Raw genomic sequence first — 16446 nt, forward strand, 5'->3', positions numbered from 1 at the left:
ACAGGCTGAGATGTGCCACTCCGGCGCTTGGGCGAGGGAGACTGACCGTCCATCGGGCAACCCGGTGCGGGGGCGCGGCGTTTCTTCGGTTGCATGGCGGAATCAGGGCGGATCGGCAAATGTTTTTCGGGTTGGTGAAAGAGGGAGGCGCTGTCACGAAGCGTCGCAAGGCGATCCGCACCGTACTGGTGGTGGAGGATGAGCCGCTGGTCGCCTTCGATAATGAGCATGCGCTGGCGCAGGCCGGCTATCGGATCGCCGCCACCGTGGACGATCATGACCATGCCGTCCGGGTCATGAACGAAGGTGGCGTCGACCTGATCATCGCCGACGTTGCCATCCATGGTGAGAAGACGGGCATCGATGTTGCCCGCCACGCCGCCCTTCATGGTCTGCCGGTGTTGTTCGTCACTGGTCATTGCCCGGTCGAGGCGCGGGCGCTGGCGATCGGTTGCCTTGCCAAGCCCTATGGCCCCCGCGATCTGGTCGCGGCGATCGGCGTGGTCGATGCGCTACTGCGCGGCGTAAGGCGGCCGAAGCTGCCACCGGGCCTCAGCCTGTTCGAACTGCCGGGCTAATCGCCGCACAGCAGGCTTGCCTGGCGGCAATCTGGCCATATGGTGACGCCCGGATTGATGTTACCGGGGGACGCACGCTTTTATGACCGACGCCACGCAGGGCAGCCGCAGCTGGCTGGATGCCGTGAAGCCCTATGTGCAGAAGGGACCGCTCGCGGCCTTCTTCCTGGGCGTTTCGTCCGGCTTTCCTTATGCGATGATCGGCGCCACGCTGACCACCCGGCTGGCACAGGACGGCATCGACAAGAAGGCGGTTACCGCCTTCACCCTCGCTTTCCTCGTCTATAATCTCAAATGGCTGTGGGCCTGGATCGTGGATGGCGTGCGGCTGCCGGTGATCGGTCGGCTGGGGCAGCGGGTGTCGTGGATGCTCGTTGCTGGTCTTCTCGTCATGGCGGCGGTGGCCAATCTGGCGCTGGTCGATCCCACGACCGGCCTGATCCAGACGGCCTATGCCGCCATTCTGGTCGGTGCGGCCGGTGCGACCTTCGATATCGTGATCGACGCCTATCGCATCGAAACGCTGAAGCCGGAGCAACTGGGCGTCGGTTCGGGCATGTCGCAATATGGCTGGCGCATCGGATCGGTCGCGGCCGGCGCTCTGGCGCTGGTGCTGGCATCACGGATCGGCTGGCATGGCGCCTATCTCGCCTGCGCCGTTTTCGCGCTGCCAGCCATGCTGACCGGTCTGCTGCTGGGTGAGCCGGAACGGCATCGCGATCCCATCGAGCGACGCGGTATGGCGGAGGTCTGGCAGTCGATCGCCGGGCCGCTGGTGGAATTCTTCCGCCGTCGCGGCGCTTTCCTCGTCCTGCTGTTCATCCTGCTGCACAAGATCGGTGACACGCTCGCCAACCTGACCTTCCGTCTGTTGTTCGACGATATGGGCTACAGCAATGACGAGATCGCCATCTATGATGTCGGCATCGGCTTCTGGGCCTATCTGATCGGCATTTTCGTCGGTGGCGTGCTTTATGCTCGAATGGGAATGAAGCGCTCTGTGCTGCTCAGCCTGATCCTGATGTGCGTATCCAATTTCAGCTTTGCCGCGCTTGCTGCGCTGGGGAAGAGCAACTGGGGCATGGCCGGCGCGATCGGCTTTGAGAATTTCGCCAGCGGTATCGGCGGCGTCACCGTCGTCGCTTATTTCTCTGCCTTGTGCGACCTGCGCTTCACCGCCGCCCAATATGCGCTGATATCCGCCGCAGCCAGCATCGTCGGCCGCTTCCTGACCGGCACCACGGCGGGCGGGCTTATCGAGCGGTTCGGCTATGTCGACTTCTACCTGCTTACCACCGCGCTGGCCGTGCCGGGCATATTGTTGTTCTGGCTGATGATGCGCGCCGGCCTGATCGACTCCAGCGTAGGTACGGCGGCTACGGAGACAAGTGACACGCCATGATCCTCATCGTCGCATCGCTCTGCGTCCAGATCCTCTGCGCCATCCATGTCATCCGGTCGGGTCGCAACCAGATCTGGCTGCTTTTCATCATGCTCTTCTCGCTGCTGGGCTGCTTTGCCTATCTGATGCTGGAGGTGTTGCCGCAGCATTGGAACAACCGCCATGTCCGCACCGCGCGGGCGCAGGTGGTGGGGAAGGTCGATCCGGAACGGGCGGTGCGCGATGCGGAGCGCAGTCTGGACCTCGCCGAAACCGCCGCCAACTATATCGCGCTGGGCGATGCGCAGGCGGAGCGCCACCGCTATCCGGAAGCCGAGAGCGCCTATCGCAAGGCACTGTCGATGGGACCGGGTGGTGACTGGGGCACGCAGGTGAAACTGGCCGGCGTCCTGTTCGAACGGGGCGAAAGCGCAGAAGCGCTGCGACTGCTCGATGCCGCGCCGGAATTGGCCATGGGCAGCGAACGGGATCGGCGCACCCTGCTCAAGGCACGGATATTTGCGGACCTTGGCCGTCCGGCCGAAGCGCGCTTGCTGTTCGAGGATGTGATCGAACGGATCGCGGGCGAGGAAGCGCGCTGCCACTATGTCGCCTTCCTGCTGCAACAGGGCGATCATTATCGCGCCCGGTCGATCCTGGAGGAGGTGGAGCGGCGCGCCCGTCGCATGGACCGCACCCAGCGCGCGGCGCAGGCCGACATGTATCGCTGGGCCGGGGAACAACTGGCCGAACTGCGAAAGGCTTAACCGGCGGCGTACAGGTCCAGCGGCCGGCCAAGGTCGCTATGGGCCTGCGCCACCGCTTGCAGGCAGGTCAGCGCCCCCAGCGCATGATCATTGCCCAGCAATTCGCTCACCTGATCATAAGCGGCATTGGGGTTACGCAACGCGTCGCCGGTTGCCTGCATCATTAGTGCTTCGTCCGCCGTCATGCGCGCGCAGCAACAGGGGGCGACCAGTATCTTGCGGCTCGACGCGCGGGCCAGTTCCAGCATCATCGCGCGCATCAGCACCAGTGGCCGGCGGTAGCTGCGGCCGAACGCGCCCAGCATTGCATTGGCGGCATGGGCGTCGTTGACCCCTGCCGTCGCCATTCTCCGTATCACGAAAAGGAACAGGCGATTGCCATAGCCGCCCGGAATGGGCCGGGGCAGGTCGAGGGGGGAGGTCTCTCCATAAGCCATAGAATCGCGCCTTCTACCGTAGTTCGAGACGGCATAGTACGCTATTGCGAGTCAGTCGCAAGTGTTATCAATCGGGCAACTGATCGTTCAGTCGCAAAATTTCGCCCGCCAGATAGAGCGAGCCGCCGATCAGCAGCTTTGGTGCGTGTTCGCCCGCCGCGGCGCATTCGGCAGCGATCGTGCCTATGGCTTCGCTCACCGCCTTATGCGCGGTGCAGCCGATCCCCCATCTGGCGGCGATGGCGGCAAAACGTTCGGGCGGATGATGGTCATGGCCCGGCACCGGCAGCGCGTGGATATGGCCGATCTTGCCTGCGAAGGGCGCGAGGAAGGCGTCCACTTCCTTGTTGGCCAACATGCCGATGACGAGGTGCAACTTCTGCCCCTCCAGCCGGTCGGTGGAAAAGAAGGCGCCGATCGCCTCGCCAGCGCCGGCATTATGGCCGCCATCCAGCCAGGCCGTCGTCTCTTCGGGTAGCGATCGCAGCAACGGACCATGGTCCAGCCGTTGCAGCCGCGCAGGCCAATGCGCCCAGAGCGGCGCGGCCTTCAGCGCTGCTTCGGACAGCGGTACGGCGCTCTGATGTCGCAGCATGGCGAAGGCGAGGGCGGCATTTTGTACCTGATGCGCGCCGGCCAGGCGCGGCAAGGGCGTCTCCAGCCGGCCCAGATCGTCGCGATAATGCATCCGGTCGCGGTAGACCGCCGCGTCCCATGCATCGCCCTGGCCAAGCCAGCGGGTCGGCGCCTTGGCGACTGCGTCCATGATGGCGGGGAAGAGCGATTCGGCGTAGCGCTGAGTCACCAGCGGCGCGCCGGCCTTGGCGATGCCGGCCTTTTCCGCTGCAATTTTTTCCAGCGTGTCGCCCAGAAAGGCCTGATGGTCGATGCCCAGTTGCGCGATGCCGCACACGACAGGATCGGTAATGACATTGGTCGCGTCGAGACGCCCGCCCAGGCCCACTTCGATGATGCAGGCGTCCGCTTTATGCTCGGCAAAAGCGAGGAACGCGGCGGCGGTCGTCACCTCGAAGAAGCTGGCGTTCACGCCTTCTGCGATATCCAGCACACGCTCCAGATAGCGGGCAAGCTGTTCGTCCGAAATCAACTGCCCCGCAATGCGGATACGCTCGTTGAAGCGCACCAGATGGGGGGAGGTGAAAACATGGACGCTTTTCCCGTCCGCCTCCATCGCGGCGCGCAGGAAGGCGCAGGTCGATCCCTTGCCGTTGGTGCCAGCGACATGGAAGACAGGGGGCAGCGACCGATGCGGATTATCCAGCCGCTCCAGCAGCTTGGTAATCCGCTCCAGCCCCAGCACATCCGCGCCGGGGGAGAGCGACCAGAGGCGGTCCAACTGTGCCTGAACCCGATGATCGTCCGAAACGGCGTGGTCTGCCATGGCGCGCTGCTCCCCCCTATCGCGCGTTTATGTGTGGATCAGGCGGCTGCGCGCGGCGTCAGGTAGCCGATCACGCGGGCCAGCGTGTCGCGCAACTCACTGCGATGCACGACCATGTCGATCATGCCATGATCGAGCAGATATTCGGCGCGCTGGAACCCTTCGGGCAGCTTTTCGCGGATCGTGCTTTCGATCACGCGCTGGCCGGCGAAGCCGATCAGGGCATTGGGCTCCGAAATCTGGATGTCGCCCAGCATGGCATAGCTGGCGGTGACGCCGCCCGTGGTCGGATCGGTCAGCACGACAATATAGGGCAGACCGGCCGCATGCAGCTTCTGGATCGCCACGGTGGAACGCGGCATCTGCATCAGCGACAATATGCCCTCCTGCATGCGCGCGCCGCCGGCGGCGGTGAAGATGACATAGGGGCATTTATGGGCGATTGCGTCATTGACGCCCTGGATGAAGGCCGCGCCGACGCCCATGCCCATGGAACCGCCCATGAAAGCGAAATTCTGTACGCCCATGACCAAAGGCACATCGTCGATCGCGCCGCGCGCGTTGATCAATGCATCCTGATCTCCGGTCGAGGCGCGGGCGGCCTTGATCCGGTCGGGATAGCGCTTGGAGTCGCGGAACTTGAGCGGGTCTTCCGGCACATGCGGCGTCGGCAGCAGGATGAAGCCGGCGTCCAGTATCTGTTCGAACCGTTCCGACGGGCCGATGCGGCCATGATGGTCGCAACGCGGGCAGACGGACAGATTCTCTTCCCACTCCTTGATGAAGATCATCTCCTTGCAGGAGGGGCATTTGTGCCACAGCGTTTCGGCGGTGGTTTCCTTCTTGGTAAAGGGCAGGGCGTTACGAACGCGGTTGATCCAGCTCATGCGGCTGTCTCCCGAATAGAAAGGGCGTCGCGCAGGGTGGCGACGAAGTCCTGGACGAAGGGGGCGGCGGCATCGCCGTGCGACCCGATAATGTCAACGATGGCGGAGCCGACGACCACGCCATCGGCAATACGACCGATGGCGGCGGCCTGTTCCGGCCCGCGCACGCCAAAGCCCACGGCGACCGGCAGGTCGGTGGCGGCTTTCAGCTTGTTGACGGCGATTTCGATCGACGCCTGCGCTGCCGACTGCTTGCCGGTCACGCCCGCGACGGAGACATGATAGAGGAAGCCGCTGGCGCCGTTTAGCACGGCGGGCAGCCGCGCCGCATCGGTGGTCGGCGTGGCGAGGCGGACGAGGTGAACGCCGGCCGCGCGCAGGGCAGGACCGATTTCGGCGTCTTCCTCCGGCGGGATATCGACGCAGATGACGCCATCGACGCCGGCCGCCTTGCACTGGTCGGCGAACCAGTCGGCGCCGCGGATCAGCATCGGATTGGCATAGCCCATCAGCACGATCGGCGTGTCGGCATGGCGCGCGCGGAAATCGGCGGCGAGCGCGAAGATATCCTTCGTCGTCGTGCCGGAGCCGAGGCTGCGCAGGTTCGCCAGTTCGATCGCGGGGCCATCGGCCATCGGATCGGTAAAGGGCATCCCCAGTTCGATGATGTCGGCGCCGCCCGCGACCAGCGCGTCGAGGATGGCGGGCATGGCGGCGACGTCCGGATCACCGGCGGTCACGAAGGTGATGAGGGCAGCGCGGCCCTGCGCCTTGCAGGCGGCGAAGCGGGTGGTGAGGCGGTCAGTCATGCTCACATCTCCACTCCCAGAGCGTCGGCTACGGTGAAGATATCCTTGTCCCCCCGGCCTGACAGATTGACGACGATGATCTTGTCCGCATCCAGCGTGGGCGCGACCTGTTCGGCTGCGGCGACGGCATGGGCGGATTCGAGCGCGGGGATGATGCCTTCCAGGCGGGAGAGCGTCTGGAAACTGTCCAGCGCCTCGTCATCCTTGATCGGCATATATTTTACCCGGCCGATTTCGTGCAGCCAGCTATGTTCCGGGCCGATGCCGGGATAGTCGAGGCCGGCCGAAATGCTGTGCGCTTCGGTGATCTGGCCGTCCTCGTCCTGAAGCAGATAGGTGCGGTTGCCGTGCAGGATGCCCGACTTGCCACCGGCGAGGCTGGCGGCGTGCTTCTTGTCCAAGCCTTCGCCGGCCGCTTCCACGCCAATCATCGCGACGTCTGCGTCGTCCAGAAAGGGATGGAACATGCCGATGGCATTGGAGCCGCCACCGACCGGGGCGATCAGCAGGTCGGGCAGGCGGCCTTCGGCTTCCAGCATCTGAGCGCGAGTTTCCTTGCCGATGATCGACTGGAAATCGCGGACCAGTTCGGGATAGGGGTGCGGGCCGGCGGCGGTGCCGATGATGTAGAATGTGTCGTGCACGTTCGACACCCAATGACGCAGCGCGTCGTTCATCGAGTCCTTGAGCGTGGACGATCCCGAATGGACCGGAATGACTTCCGCGCCGAGCAGCTTCATGCGGAAGACGTTGGGCTTCTGCCGCTCTACGTCCTTGGCGCCCATGAAGATCTTGCATTCCATGCCGAACAGGGCGGCGACGGTCGCGGTGGCGACGCCATGCTGGCCCGCGCCGGTTTCGGCGATGACCTTCTTCTTGCCCATGCGGCGGGCGAGCAAAGCCTGGCCTATGCAATTGTTGATCTTGTGCGCGCCGGTGTGGTTCAGTTCCTCGCGCTTCAGGTAAATCTTGGCGCCTTTGCCCGGCTCCGCCTTGACGCGTAGCGCTTCGGTCAGCCGCTCGGCATAATAAAGCGGGTTGGGGCGGCCGACATAGGAGCGCAGCAGTTCGGCATATTCCGCGTCGAAGGCGGGATCGGCCTTCGCTTCCTTATAGACCTTCTCCAACTCCAGGATCAGCGGCATCAGCGTTTCGGCGACATAGCGGCCACCAAAGGCGCCGAAATGGCCGTTGGCGTCAGGCTGGCTGCGCAGGCTGTTGGGCAGGGTAACGGTATCGGTCATGACTATCTTTCCAGGGACAATATGGGGCGTTCGCTTTCAATTGGGCAAGCGATCAGCGCCATCGTCCTTCGATGCGCGGGGCAGGGATGTTCAGCATCATCATGGCTGAACCGCTTTGCAGAAGGCCATGATCTTGTCCACACTCTTGATGCCGGGCGCGTCTTCCACGCCCGACGAAACGTCGACCAGAGGCGCGCCAGTGATGCGCACGGCCTCCGCCACATTTTCGATGCCAAGGCCGCCCGACAGGCCCCATGGTGCGGCGATCGGCGCGCCGCGCAGCAGCGTCCAGTCGAAGCGCAGGCCCATGCCACCGGGGAGCGCCGCGCCATCGGGCGTCTTGGCGTCGAACAGCAGCCGGTCGACAACGCCGGCATAGGCATTGGCCGCGTCGATATCGGCACGGGTCTTGACCGAAATCGCTTTCCACACCGGCAGGTTGAAACGCTGGCGGATGGCGGCGGCGCGTTCCGGGCTTTCCTTGCCATGCAACTGGAACGCGCTCAGCGCGCCGGTGGCGACCAGTTCGGCCAGTAGCTCGTCGGTCGGATCGACGACCACGGCAACCCGTTCGACATGGGCGGGGACGGAGGCGGCCAGCGCGCGGATCTGGTCCGGGGCGACATGGCGCGGGCTTTTGGCGAAGTGGACGAAGCCGATATGGCTCGCCCCCGCCTGCACGGCCGCACCGACGGTTTCGGGCGTCGACAGGCCGCAAATCTTGATCGCGAGTCGGGACATGGGTGCGCCTTTAGACCGTCGGAGCGGCCAAGTCACATGCCGGTGGCAGGCGAGTGGTCCGATTGGGTCAGGTCCATGTCGTGCAGGGCGAGCCACTGGTCGGCATGGGTGACGCAGGCGTCGCCGAGGAAACGGTCGAGCGTGGCGACGATTTCCGCGTCGTTCATCGTCGCGGGATCGAGCGGCCGGTGCCAGTGCAGGGCGAAATGCGGTCCGCTGGTGCGGACGAGGTAGAAGGGCAGGAATTTGGCGCCGACCTTGCGCGCCAGCCGCAGGGCGATGGACAGATTGCCTGATGGTTCGAGAGGGCGGCCGAATGTCGGGAACCAGACCTGCCGGTCGCGCCGTTCGTCCGCCAATATGTAGAGGGTCGCGCGGTCCTTCTGCGTCAGATGCTTGAGCACCCCGCGCGCCGCGCCTTCGCCGCCGATCGCCTCGCCCATGTAGCTGGATCGGGCTTTCTTGAGCTGGGCCGCGATCTTCGGGTCTTCCGGCGCTTCATAGACGCCCAACCCCGGCCGGTCCGTCGACCATTTGATATGGGCGGCCAGCAAGTCCCAGTTGCCGAGATGGGCGGTGAAGGCGATCATCGGACCGGGGCCGTCAAGGACAGCCTGATAGGCGGCCTTGTCGATCACCGTCACATGGGCGTCATTCACCAGCCGGTCGATATTGGCGAGTTCGCCCATGGTGCGGCCGATATTGACCCAGCGCCGGGTCAGGATGGCCTCCCGTTCCGTTTCGGGCAGGTCGGGACGCAAGATGGCAAGGTTGGTGCGGGCGCGGGCGTCGCGCAGCTTCATGCTGCGGCGCGCCACGTTGGCGGAGAGCCATCCGCCTAGCCAGCTTGCGGTCGGTGCGGGCAAATGACGCATCAGGGAGAAGAGAAAGGGGTTGGAGAGCATCGCCCAAGCGTCATACAGCAGCGGGTGACACGGTAAAGGGGCGCAGGCGACAGTGATGCTTTGGGTTTGGATCGGCCTTCAGGCGCTGACCGTGCTGGGCGTCGTCAATTATTGGCGCAACCTGCCGGTCGACCGCAGACAAGAGGCGCCGGATGGGGCGGTGGTCATCCTGAGCGTGCGGGATGATTGGGACGGTGGGCCGGATCTGCTTGCCCGGTTGAAGGCGCAAACCGCGCCCTTTCGCTTGCTGATCGCGACATCGGGCGATTGCCCGGCGGCAGAAGCGCTGGCGGCGCGGGAAGGCGAGTGGGTGCAGGTCGTTGCGGCCGGCGTGGCGCAGGATGAGGGGCAGAAGGTCCACAAGCTGCGGGCGGCGCTGCGGGCTTTGCGGCCCGACGACTTATGGCTGGTCTTCATCGACGCCGATATCTTGCCGCCGGAGCGACTGGTCGGGCGACTGCTCTTTCCGCTGGTGCGCGGCAAGGCGGATATCGCGACCGGCTATCGGCTGCTGCTGCCGGGGCAGGGGGGCATGGCGGGGCTGGTTGGAGCGGTGGAAATGCAACTGGCGACGCTGCCGCGCTTCGCCAGCGCGACGATGCCATGGGGCGGGGCCATGGCGCTGTCCCGCGCCGTTGCGGACCGGCTGGATCTGGATGCGGCGCTGGCGGGGCGGCTGTCCGATGACATGAGCATTGGCCTTGCCGGCTGGCGTGCGCAGTTGCGGCTGCGGCCGGTGCGCGACCTGCTGGTGGCCAGTCCGCTGGAGGGCGGTGTCGCTGAGTTGCTGGGGTTCGGCGTGCGGCAATATCGGCATATCGTCACCAACAGCGTCGGTATGTGGGCGCTGGCGACGGGGGTTGTCGCGGTGCAGGCTGGGTTCTGGCTCTGGGCTTTGGTCTGGGGCGGCTGGACGGCGATCGCGGTCGGCTATGGCGCGGCCTGGTGCCGGGCGTTGGTGCGGCGGCGGATCATCGCGGGCGTACTGGAGCCCGGGCAGGTCGGGCAGGCGCGGCGCTCGCTCTGGTGGGATATGGTTGCGCCCTTTGTGGTGACATGGGCGCATCTGGCGGTGCAGGGGCAGTCTGCCCTTTCCAACCATATCCGCTGGGGAGGCTGGGTCTATCGGGTCAGGCGCGGCAGGGTGGTCGAGATGGTGCGCGGCGCTTAACTTCACACATTTCCCGCTGATTTTGAAATTTCGATGCGGGAATAGGATATTTTATGTCGTGGTGGAGATTGAGGTCGCAGCTGGTAGAGCGTCTATCACCTCTACACTGAATAGGACAGTTTTGCGTTGCGCGCGCGCCCTTCGACAGGCTCAGGGCGAACGGATGTTGGGTGGAAGTCGGTCTTAAAACCCCGCCGGGAACTGATGCGCGCCATCATCGCCGATGCGCAGGACGACCTTGCCGGCGACCGCGCTGATCGGCAGGTCGCCATAAAGGTGGGGGAAGAGCGCGCCGCCGCGCGACACTTCCCACTTCACCGCATCGCCGAACGGGGCGAGGTCGATCATCAGCATGACCAGCCGATCCTGACCCGCGAAATGCCTGGCCACAGTCTCGGCCGCCTGATCGCGGGTCGACATGTGGATATAGCCGTCCGTCAGGTCGATCGGCGCGCCTTTGAACAGGCCGTCGGCCTTGAACCGGTCATATTGGTCGGCCGTCAGCACCTTGTAGGCGAAGAGGTCGCTCACGCCTCCGTCGCTTCCGAACCGGCTTCCGGTGCTTCGCCCGCTTCGTCGCTTTCCTCGATCTTTGCGGCGCTGACGACATGTTCATTGTCGGCGACGTTGAACAGGCGAACGCCGGCCGAATTGCGGCTGATGACGCGCAGGCTGTCGAGGCCCATGCGGATCAGCTTCGCCTGATCGGTGACGAGCATCAACTGGTTCGCCTGCGTGGCGGAGAAGCTGGCGACGACGCGGCCGTTGCGGGCGATATTGTCGATATTGGTGATGCCCTGACCACCGCGGCCGGTGCGGCGATAGTCATAGGCGGACGACAGCTTGCCATAGCCGTTGGTGCAGACGGTCAGAATGAACTGTTCCGCCGCCGCAAATTCAGCCGCGCGTTCGGCGGGCAGGGTCGATTCGGCGTCATTATCCTTCCATGGCGCGGCGCGCAGATAGGCGTCGCGTTCGTCCGGGGTGGCGTCGAAGCCCTTGAGGATCGACAGCGAGATGACCTCGTCGTCATTCTTGAGCGTCATGCCGCGCACACCGGTCGAGGTGCGGCTCTGGAATTCGCGCACGTCGGTGGCGGCGAAGCGGATCGCCTTGCCCTGACGGGTGGCGAGCAGGACGTCATCCTCTTCGGTCAGCAGGGCGACGCCGATCAGGCGATCGTCGCTGCCTTCGTCGAAGCGCATGGCGAGTTTGCCGTTCGACGGGATGTTGGCGAAGGCGTCCATGCTGTTGCGGCGCACGGTGCCGTTCGCGGTCGCGAACATGACGTGCAGATCCTTCCAGCTATCCTCATCTTCTGGCAGCGGCAGGACGGTCTGGATGGTTTCGCCCGGCCCCAGCGGCAGCAGGTTGACCATCGGGCGGCCGCGCGTGGCGGGACCGCCTTCGGGCAGGCGCCACACCTTCATGCGATACACCTTGCCGGCGGTCGAGAAGAACAGCACAGGCGTATGGGTCGACGTCACGAACAATTCGGTGACGGCATCCTCATCCTTGGTCGCCATGCCCGAACGGCCCTTGCCGCCGCGCGCCTGCGCCCGGAAGCTTTCGAGCGGAGTGCGCTTGATATAGCCCTGCACGGTGACGGTGACGACCATCTCCTCGCGCTCGATCAGGTCTTCGTCCTCGATGCCGTCGGCGGCAGCGGTGATTTCGGACAGGCGCGGCGTAGCGAATTCGCTTTCGATCGCTTCCAGCTCTTCGCGCATCAACGCATAGAGCTTCACGCGGTCACCCAGAATGGCGAGATATTCGGCGATGGCTTCGGCCAGTTCGGCCAGTTCCTTGCCGATTTCGTCGCGGCCGAGCGCCGTCAGGCGGTGCAGGCGCAGGTCGAGGATGGCGCGGACCTGAATGTCGCTCAGCTTGTAGATGTCGCCGGTGACTTCGGTTTCGATCGCTTCGACCAGACGCAGATAGGGTGCGACTTCGCCGATCGGCCATTCGCGCGCCAGCAGCTTTTCGCGCGCTTCGGCCGGGCTGGACGAACCGCGGATGATCTTGACCATCTCATCGAGATTGCTGACCGCGACGACGAGGCCGAGCAAGATATGCGCCCGGTCGCGCGCCTTGTTCAGTTCGAACTTGGTGCGGCGGGTGATGACCTCTTCGCGGAACTTGATGAAGGCTTCGATGATCTCGCGCAGGCCGAGCAGTTCGGGGCGGCCGCCACGGATGGCCAGCATGTTGGCGGGGAAGCTCGACTGCGCGGGGGTGTTGCGCCACAACTGGTTGAGGACGACGTCCGGCGTGGCGTCGCGCTTCAGGTCCATGACGATGCGCACGCCTTCGCGGCTCGATTCGTCGCGAATGTCGCTGATGCCCTCGATCCGCTTGTCCTTGGCGGCTTCGGCGATCTTTTCGACCAGGCCCGACTTGCCGACCTGATAGGGGATCGACGTCAGGACGATCGAACGGCGGTCGCCGCGGCCTTCCTCTACATCATGACGCGCGCGCATCATGATGGAGCCACGGCCTGTGTGATAGGCGCTACGCGCGCCCGACTGGCCCAGAATCAGCGGCGCTGTCGGGAAATCGGGGCCGGGGACGATCTGGATCAGTTCGTCGGTGGTGATGCCGGGGTTGTCGATATAGGCAAGGCAGGCGCGCAGCACTTCGCCGAGATTGTGCGGCGGGATGTTGGTGGCCATGCCGACCGCGATGCCGCCTGCGCCATTGACCAGCAGATTGGGGAAGCGAGCAGGCAGAACCTGTGGTTCGTTTTCCGAGGCGTCATAATTGGGCTGGAAATCGACGGTGTCCTTGTCGAGATCGTCCAGCAGCGAGGTCGCGACCTTGGCAAGGCGCGCTTCGGTATAACGCATGGCGGCTGGCGGATCGGGGTCCATCGAACCGAAATTGCCCTGACCGTCGATCAGCGGGACGCGCATCGACCAGTCCTGCGTCATGCGGGCTAAGGCGTCGTAGATCGAACTGTCGCCATGGGGGTGATATTTACCCATGACTTCACCGACCAGACGGGCGGACTTGCGATAGGGGCGGTTGTAGACGAAGCCCGATTCCTGGGCGGAGAAGAGAATGCGGCGATGCACCGGCTTCAGCCCGTCTCGCACGTCCGGCAGGGCGCGGGCGACGATGACGGACATGGCGTAATCGAGATAGCTGGCCTTCATCTCGTCGACGATGGAGATGGGGCTGATGTCCGAAGGGTCGGCGAGGACAGTCTCGTCGGTCAATGCGATTCTCTTTTTCAGGATGGATTCTGTTGCTCGATCCCTAGCCGAGCGAAACAAATCTGTCACCCCTCGCACAGGATCGCGCGCCCGCATGTGCATGCAGGGCGCCGTGATGCGCGGATATGATCGCAGGCGGAACGAAAGGGGCGCATAACTGTTGCAAAATCGGACGATATAGGCTTGTTCAATGGCCGTTCACGCGCCGCCCCCTATTTGGCGCTCAACCGCGAAAGGTCGCCTGTGGTCCCCCCATCAGGCGCACAAGGAGATGAGGATCATGCGTTTTGTTACCCCGGTGGCGCTCGCGCTGGCTCTGGCGCTGACGGGCGGTGCCATTTCGGCACCCGCCTTCGCCGCGAAAAAGGAAGAGAAGAAGGCTGGTCCCAAGTTGAACGTCTCGCCCGACGTCATCAAGGCGCTGCAGGCTGCGCAGAAGGCGGCCGAAGCGCAGGATTTCGCCGGTGCCAAGGCGGCTCTGGCCGAAGCGGACAGCAAGGCGCAGTCGAATGACGACAAATATCAGATCGGCGCGATCAAGCTGAACACCTCGATCACGTCGAAGGATAGCGCGCTGCAGGGCGAAGCGCTGACCCAGATGCTCGATAGCGGCCTGACGCCGCCGGAGCAGGCAGGCCAGTTCAACGCCATCGCCGCCGATCAGGCGATGCAGGCAAAGAATTACGACCTCGCCATTCAGCGCGGCGAAGCGGCGCTGGCGGCTGGTTACAAGGCCGAAGCGGTGCAGCCGACGCTGGCGCAGGCCTATTTCGGCAAGGCTGGCACGGGCAATGGTTCGGTCGAGCCGGCGCGTGGCTTCAACCAGAAGGGCCTCGCTGCGCTGAAGGCGGCTGCTGCCGCATCCAAGGCATCGGGCCAGCAGGTTCCGGCGCAATGGTACCAGATCGGCGTCGGCCGCGCCGAAGCCGCGAAGTTGCCCGAAGTCACCGAATGGGCGACCATGGCCTATCAGGCTGAACCGACCGGCCAGAATCTGCGCACGCTCGTCCGCCTGTTCCAGCGCGCCAACCCCAATATCTCCAACCGCGAAAATCTGGACGTGCTGCGCGTCCTGGGGGCTTCGGACGGTCTGGTGATCGCGGCCGATTATACCGAATATGCCGAAATGGCGTCGAAGACCGGCATCTATGGCGAAGTGAAGTCGGTGATCGACAAGGGCCGTTCGAAGGGCGTCCTGAACGCCAGCTCGGCCAGCGACATCTATCAGGCGGCTGCATCGAAGATTGCCGGCGACAAGGGATCGCTGGGTTCGGCCGAAGCGGATTCGCAGAAGGCCGCCAACGGCAAGATCGCCGCTGCGACCGCCGACGCCTATCTGGGCTATGGCGACTATGCCAAGGCGGTGTCGCTGTTCGAACTGGCCAAGCAGAAGGGCGGCGTGGACGCGGACGAAGTGAATACGCGCCTGGGTATCGCCAAGACGCTGAGCGGCGACAATGCCGGCGCCAAGGCTGCGTTCGAAGCGGTGCAGGCCGGGTCGCGCAAGCAGGTGGCGAATCTCTGGCTCGCCTATCTGGGCACCAAGGGCGCCTAGTCCTTTTCGAGCGGAGGCGCCGTGGCCGGATTGACGGCTGCGGCGCCTCCGCTTTCCTGTTTTGATGACGATATTTTCGGGGGAGGCCGGGGCGGCCATGCGCAACGATATATTTGTTTCCCGCCTGCCGATGGCGGCATTGGCGGTTGCGACCATGATGATCGCCATGCCGGCAGCGGCGAAAAAGCAGCCGGTGGTCAGTGGTCCCCCGATCACCATGTCCGATGCCTTCCGCGCTGGTGTGCAATCGGCTGAAGCGGCGCTTCGGGCGCGGGACGCGACGACCGCTGGCGGGCGCATTTCTGCGCTTAGTCCGACGAATGATTTCGAAGCCTATATCGTGGCCGGCATGCGCTTTCAGCTGGCGGTACTGCGCGGAGACGTGCAGGCGCAGCGGGTCGCGCTGACCGACATGTTCAAGACCAGTGCCCTGCCGCGCAGCGAGGCGCCGCGCCTGCGGTTCGTCGCTGCCTACCTGTCCTATCGCGTGGGCAATTATGAGGATGCGACGGCGCAGCTCGATTATGCCAAGACGCTCGGCTATGATGGCGTGGACGCAACCATGTTGCGCGCGGACATCGCCCTGCGCCGGAACAAGCCCAAGGAGGCGCGTCCCTTCGTGCAGGCGGCGATCGCCCAGCAAAAGGCAAGCGGACAGGCCGTGCCGCTCGCCTGGATCGACCGGGCGATTTCCATGGCCTATCAGGCCGGCGACTGGGCCGAGGTGGGCCAGCTCTATCGCGAGCGGCTGAACCGGCAGGACGGCAAGGAGCAATGGCGGTCGGCGCTGGTCAATTACCAGTCGGCGGCCGAACTGGAGCCGCAATTGCAGCTCGACCTCTATCGCCTTCAGGCCGCCAATGGGGCGATGGCGAGTGAGCGGGACTATCAGGCCTATGCCCAGGCGGCCGAGAAATCAGGCTATTATGCCGAAGCCAAGGCGATCATCGAAGCCGGCCGCAGCGCGGGCAAGCTGACGCCGACGCAGAGCGTGACCAGCCAGTTGCTCAAGAGCGTGACGCCCAAGGCGGTGAAGGAAATCGCGGCCCTGCCGGCGCAGGTGAAGAAGGCAGCGGCATCCAGCAACGGCAAGGATGCGCTGGCGGCGGCGGACAGCTATTTCTCGCTCAGCCAGTTTCCGCAGGCGGTCGAACAATATCGGCTGGCGCTGAGCAAGGGCGGCGTCGATGCCGGCCGCACCAACGCCCGTCTGGGCGTGGCGCTGGCGCGATCAGGTGACCTCGCCAACGCTCAGGCGACGCTGGCGCAGGTGACGGGCGACTGGACCGCGATCGCCGGCTTCTGGACGCTCTGGGCCGAACATCAGAACCGCAAGGCAGGCTGACGGCTGAAT

15 protein-coding genes are annotated in these 16446 nt (G+C 64.7%); 6 read left to right on the plus strand and 9 right to left on the minus strand.

What is annotated here, in order from left to right:
* Positions 1–119 precede the first annotated feature (119 nt).
* The 3 genes from ACNHGR_RS02820 (at position 120) to ACNHGR_RS02830 (ending at position 2726) form a co-directional block, all read left to right on the plus strand.
* Positions 120–578, plus strand: a complete 459-nt coding sequence (locus ACNHGR_RS02820; protein WP_475284029.1) for a response regulator — start codon at positions 120–122, stop codon at positions 576–578.
* Between the two features lie 82 nt (positions 579–660).
* Positions 661–1980, plus strand: a complete 1320-nt coding sequence (locus ACNHGR_RS02825) for an AmpG family muropeptide MFS transporter (protein WP_475284030.1) — start codon at positions 661–663, stop codon at positions 1978–1980.
* Positions 1977–2726: a tetratricopeptide repeat protein gene (locus tag ACNHGR_RS02830; protein ID WP_184271637.1), complete on the plus strand. Its 750-nt coding sequence runs from the start codon at positions 1977–1979 to the stop codon at positions 2724–2726. The genes ACNHGR_RS02825 and ACNHGR_RS02830 overlap by 4 nt, the downstream gene beginning before the upstream one ends.
* Here the strand turns inward: ACNHGR_RS02830 and ACNHGR_RS02835 are convergent.
* From ACNHGR_RS02835 to ACNHGR_RS02865, 7 genes are all read right to left on the minus strand, one after another.
* The gene (locus ACNHGR_RS02835) at positions 2723–3163 is read right to left on the minus strand and encodes a DUF6628 family protein (protein WP_475284031.1); all 441 of its coding nucleotides are present in this window, start codon (positions 3161–3163) and stop codon (positions 2723–2725) included. The genes ACNHGR_RS02830 and ACNHGR_RS02835 overlap by 4 nt on opposite strands.
* 67 nt (positions 3164–3230) lie before the next feature.
* Entirely contained in the window at positions 3231–4565 is a 1335-nt protein-coding gene (locus ACNHGR_RS02840) for a bifunctional folylpolyglutamate synthase/dihydrofolate synthase (protein WP_475284032.1), read from the minus strand.
* 38 nt (positions 4566–4603) lie between these two features.
* Entirely contained in the window at positions 4604–5452 is an 849-nt protein-coding gene (gene accD / locus ACNHGR_RS02845; protein ID WP_475284033.1) for an acetyl-CoA carboxylase, carboxyltransferase subunit beta, read from the minus strand.
* Positions 5449–6261: a tryptophan synthase subunit alpha gene (gene trpA, locus ACNHGR_RS02850; protein WP_475284034.1), complete on the minus strand. Its 813-nt coding sequence runs from the start codon at positions 6259–6261 to the stop codon at positions 5449–5451. The genes accD and trpA overlap by 4 nt, the downstream gene beginning before the upstream one ends.
* A 2-nt stretch (positions 6262–6263) precedes the next feature.
* Complete coding sequence (gene trpB / locus ACNHGR_RS02855) at positions 6264–7505, minus strand: tryptophan synthase subunit beta (RefSeq protein ID WP_475284035.1); 1242 nt, start codon at positions 7503–7505, stop codon at positions 6264–6266.
* Between the two features lie 99 nt (positions 7506–7604).
* Positions 7605–8246 carry a phosphoribosylanthranilate isomerase gene (locus ACNHGR_RS02860; protein ID WP_475284036.1) on the minus strand — a complete coding sequence of 214 codons (642 nt, stop codon included), beginning with the start codon at positions 8244–8246 and terminating at the stop codon, positions 7605–7607.
* A gap of 32 nt (positions 8247–8278) precedes the next feature.
* On the minus strand, positions 8279–9151 hold the full coding sequence (locus ACNHGR_RS02865) for a lysophospholipid acyltransferase family protein (RefSeq protein WP_475284037.1): 873 nt from the start codon (positions 9149–9151) through the stop codon (positions 8279–8281).
* Between the two features lie 55 nt (positions 9152–9206).
* Here ACNHGR_RS02865 and ACNHGR_RS02870 point away from each other — a divergent pair, with 55 nt between their 5' ends.
* Positions 9207–10322: a glycosyltransferase gene (locus ACNHGR_RS02870; RefSeq protein ID WP_475284038.1), complete on the plus strand. Its 1116-nt coding sequence runs from the start codon at positions 9207–9209 to the stop codon at positions 10320–10322.
* Between the two features lie 183 nt (positions 10323–10505).
* Here ACNHGR_RS02870 and ACNHGR_RS02875 read toward each other — a convergent pair whose 3' ends face one another.
* The gene (locus ACNHGR_RS02875; protein WP_475284039.1) at positions 10506–10853 is read right to left on the minus strand and encodes a DUF952 domain-containing protein; all 348 of its coding nucleotides are present in this window, start codon (positions 10851–10853) and stop codon (positions 10506–10508) included.
* On the minus strand, positions 10850–13540 hold the full coding sequence (gene gyrA, locus ACNHGR_RS02880; RefSeq protein ID WP_475284040.1) for a DNA gyrase subunit A: 2691 nt from the start codon (positions 13538–13540) through the stop codon (positions 10850–10852). Before gyrA ends, ACNHGR_RS02875 begins: the two co-directional genes overlap by 4 nt.
* A 277-nt stretch (positions 13541–13817) precedes the next feature.
* Between gyrA and ACNHGR_RS02885 the strand changes: the two genes are divergently transcribed.
* Complete coding sequence (locus tag ACNHGR_RS02885) at positions 13818–15092, plus strand: hypothetical protein (RefSeq protein WP_184264310.1); 1275 nt, start codon at positions 13818–13820, stop codon at positions 15090–15092.
* Positions 15093–15189: 97 nt separating this feature from the next.
* Complete coding sequence (locus ACNHGR_RS02890) at positions 15190–16437, plus strand: hypothetical protein (RefSeq protein WP_475284041.1); 1248 nt, start codon at positions 15190–15192, stop codon at positions 16435–16437.
* Positions 16438–16446: the final 9 nt, after the last annotated feature.

Source organism: Sphingobium sp. RS1 (assembly GCF_056156825.1).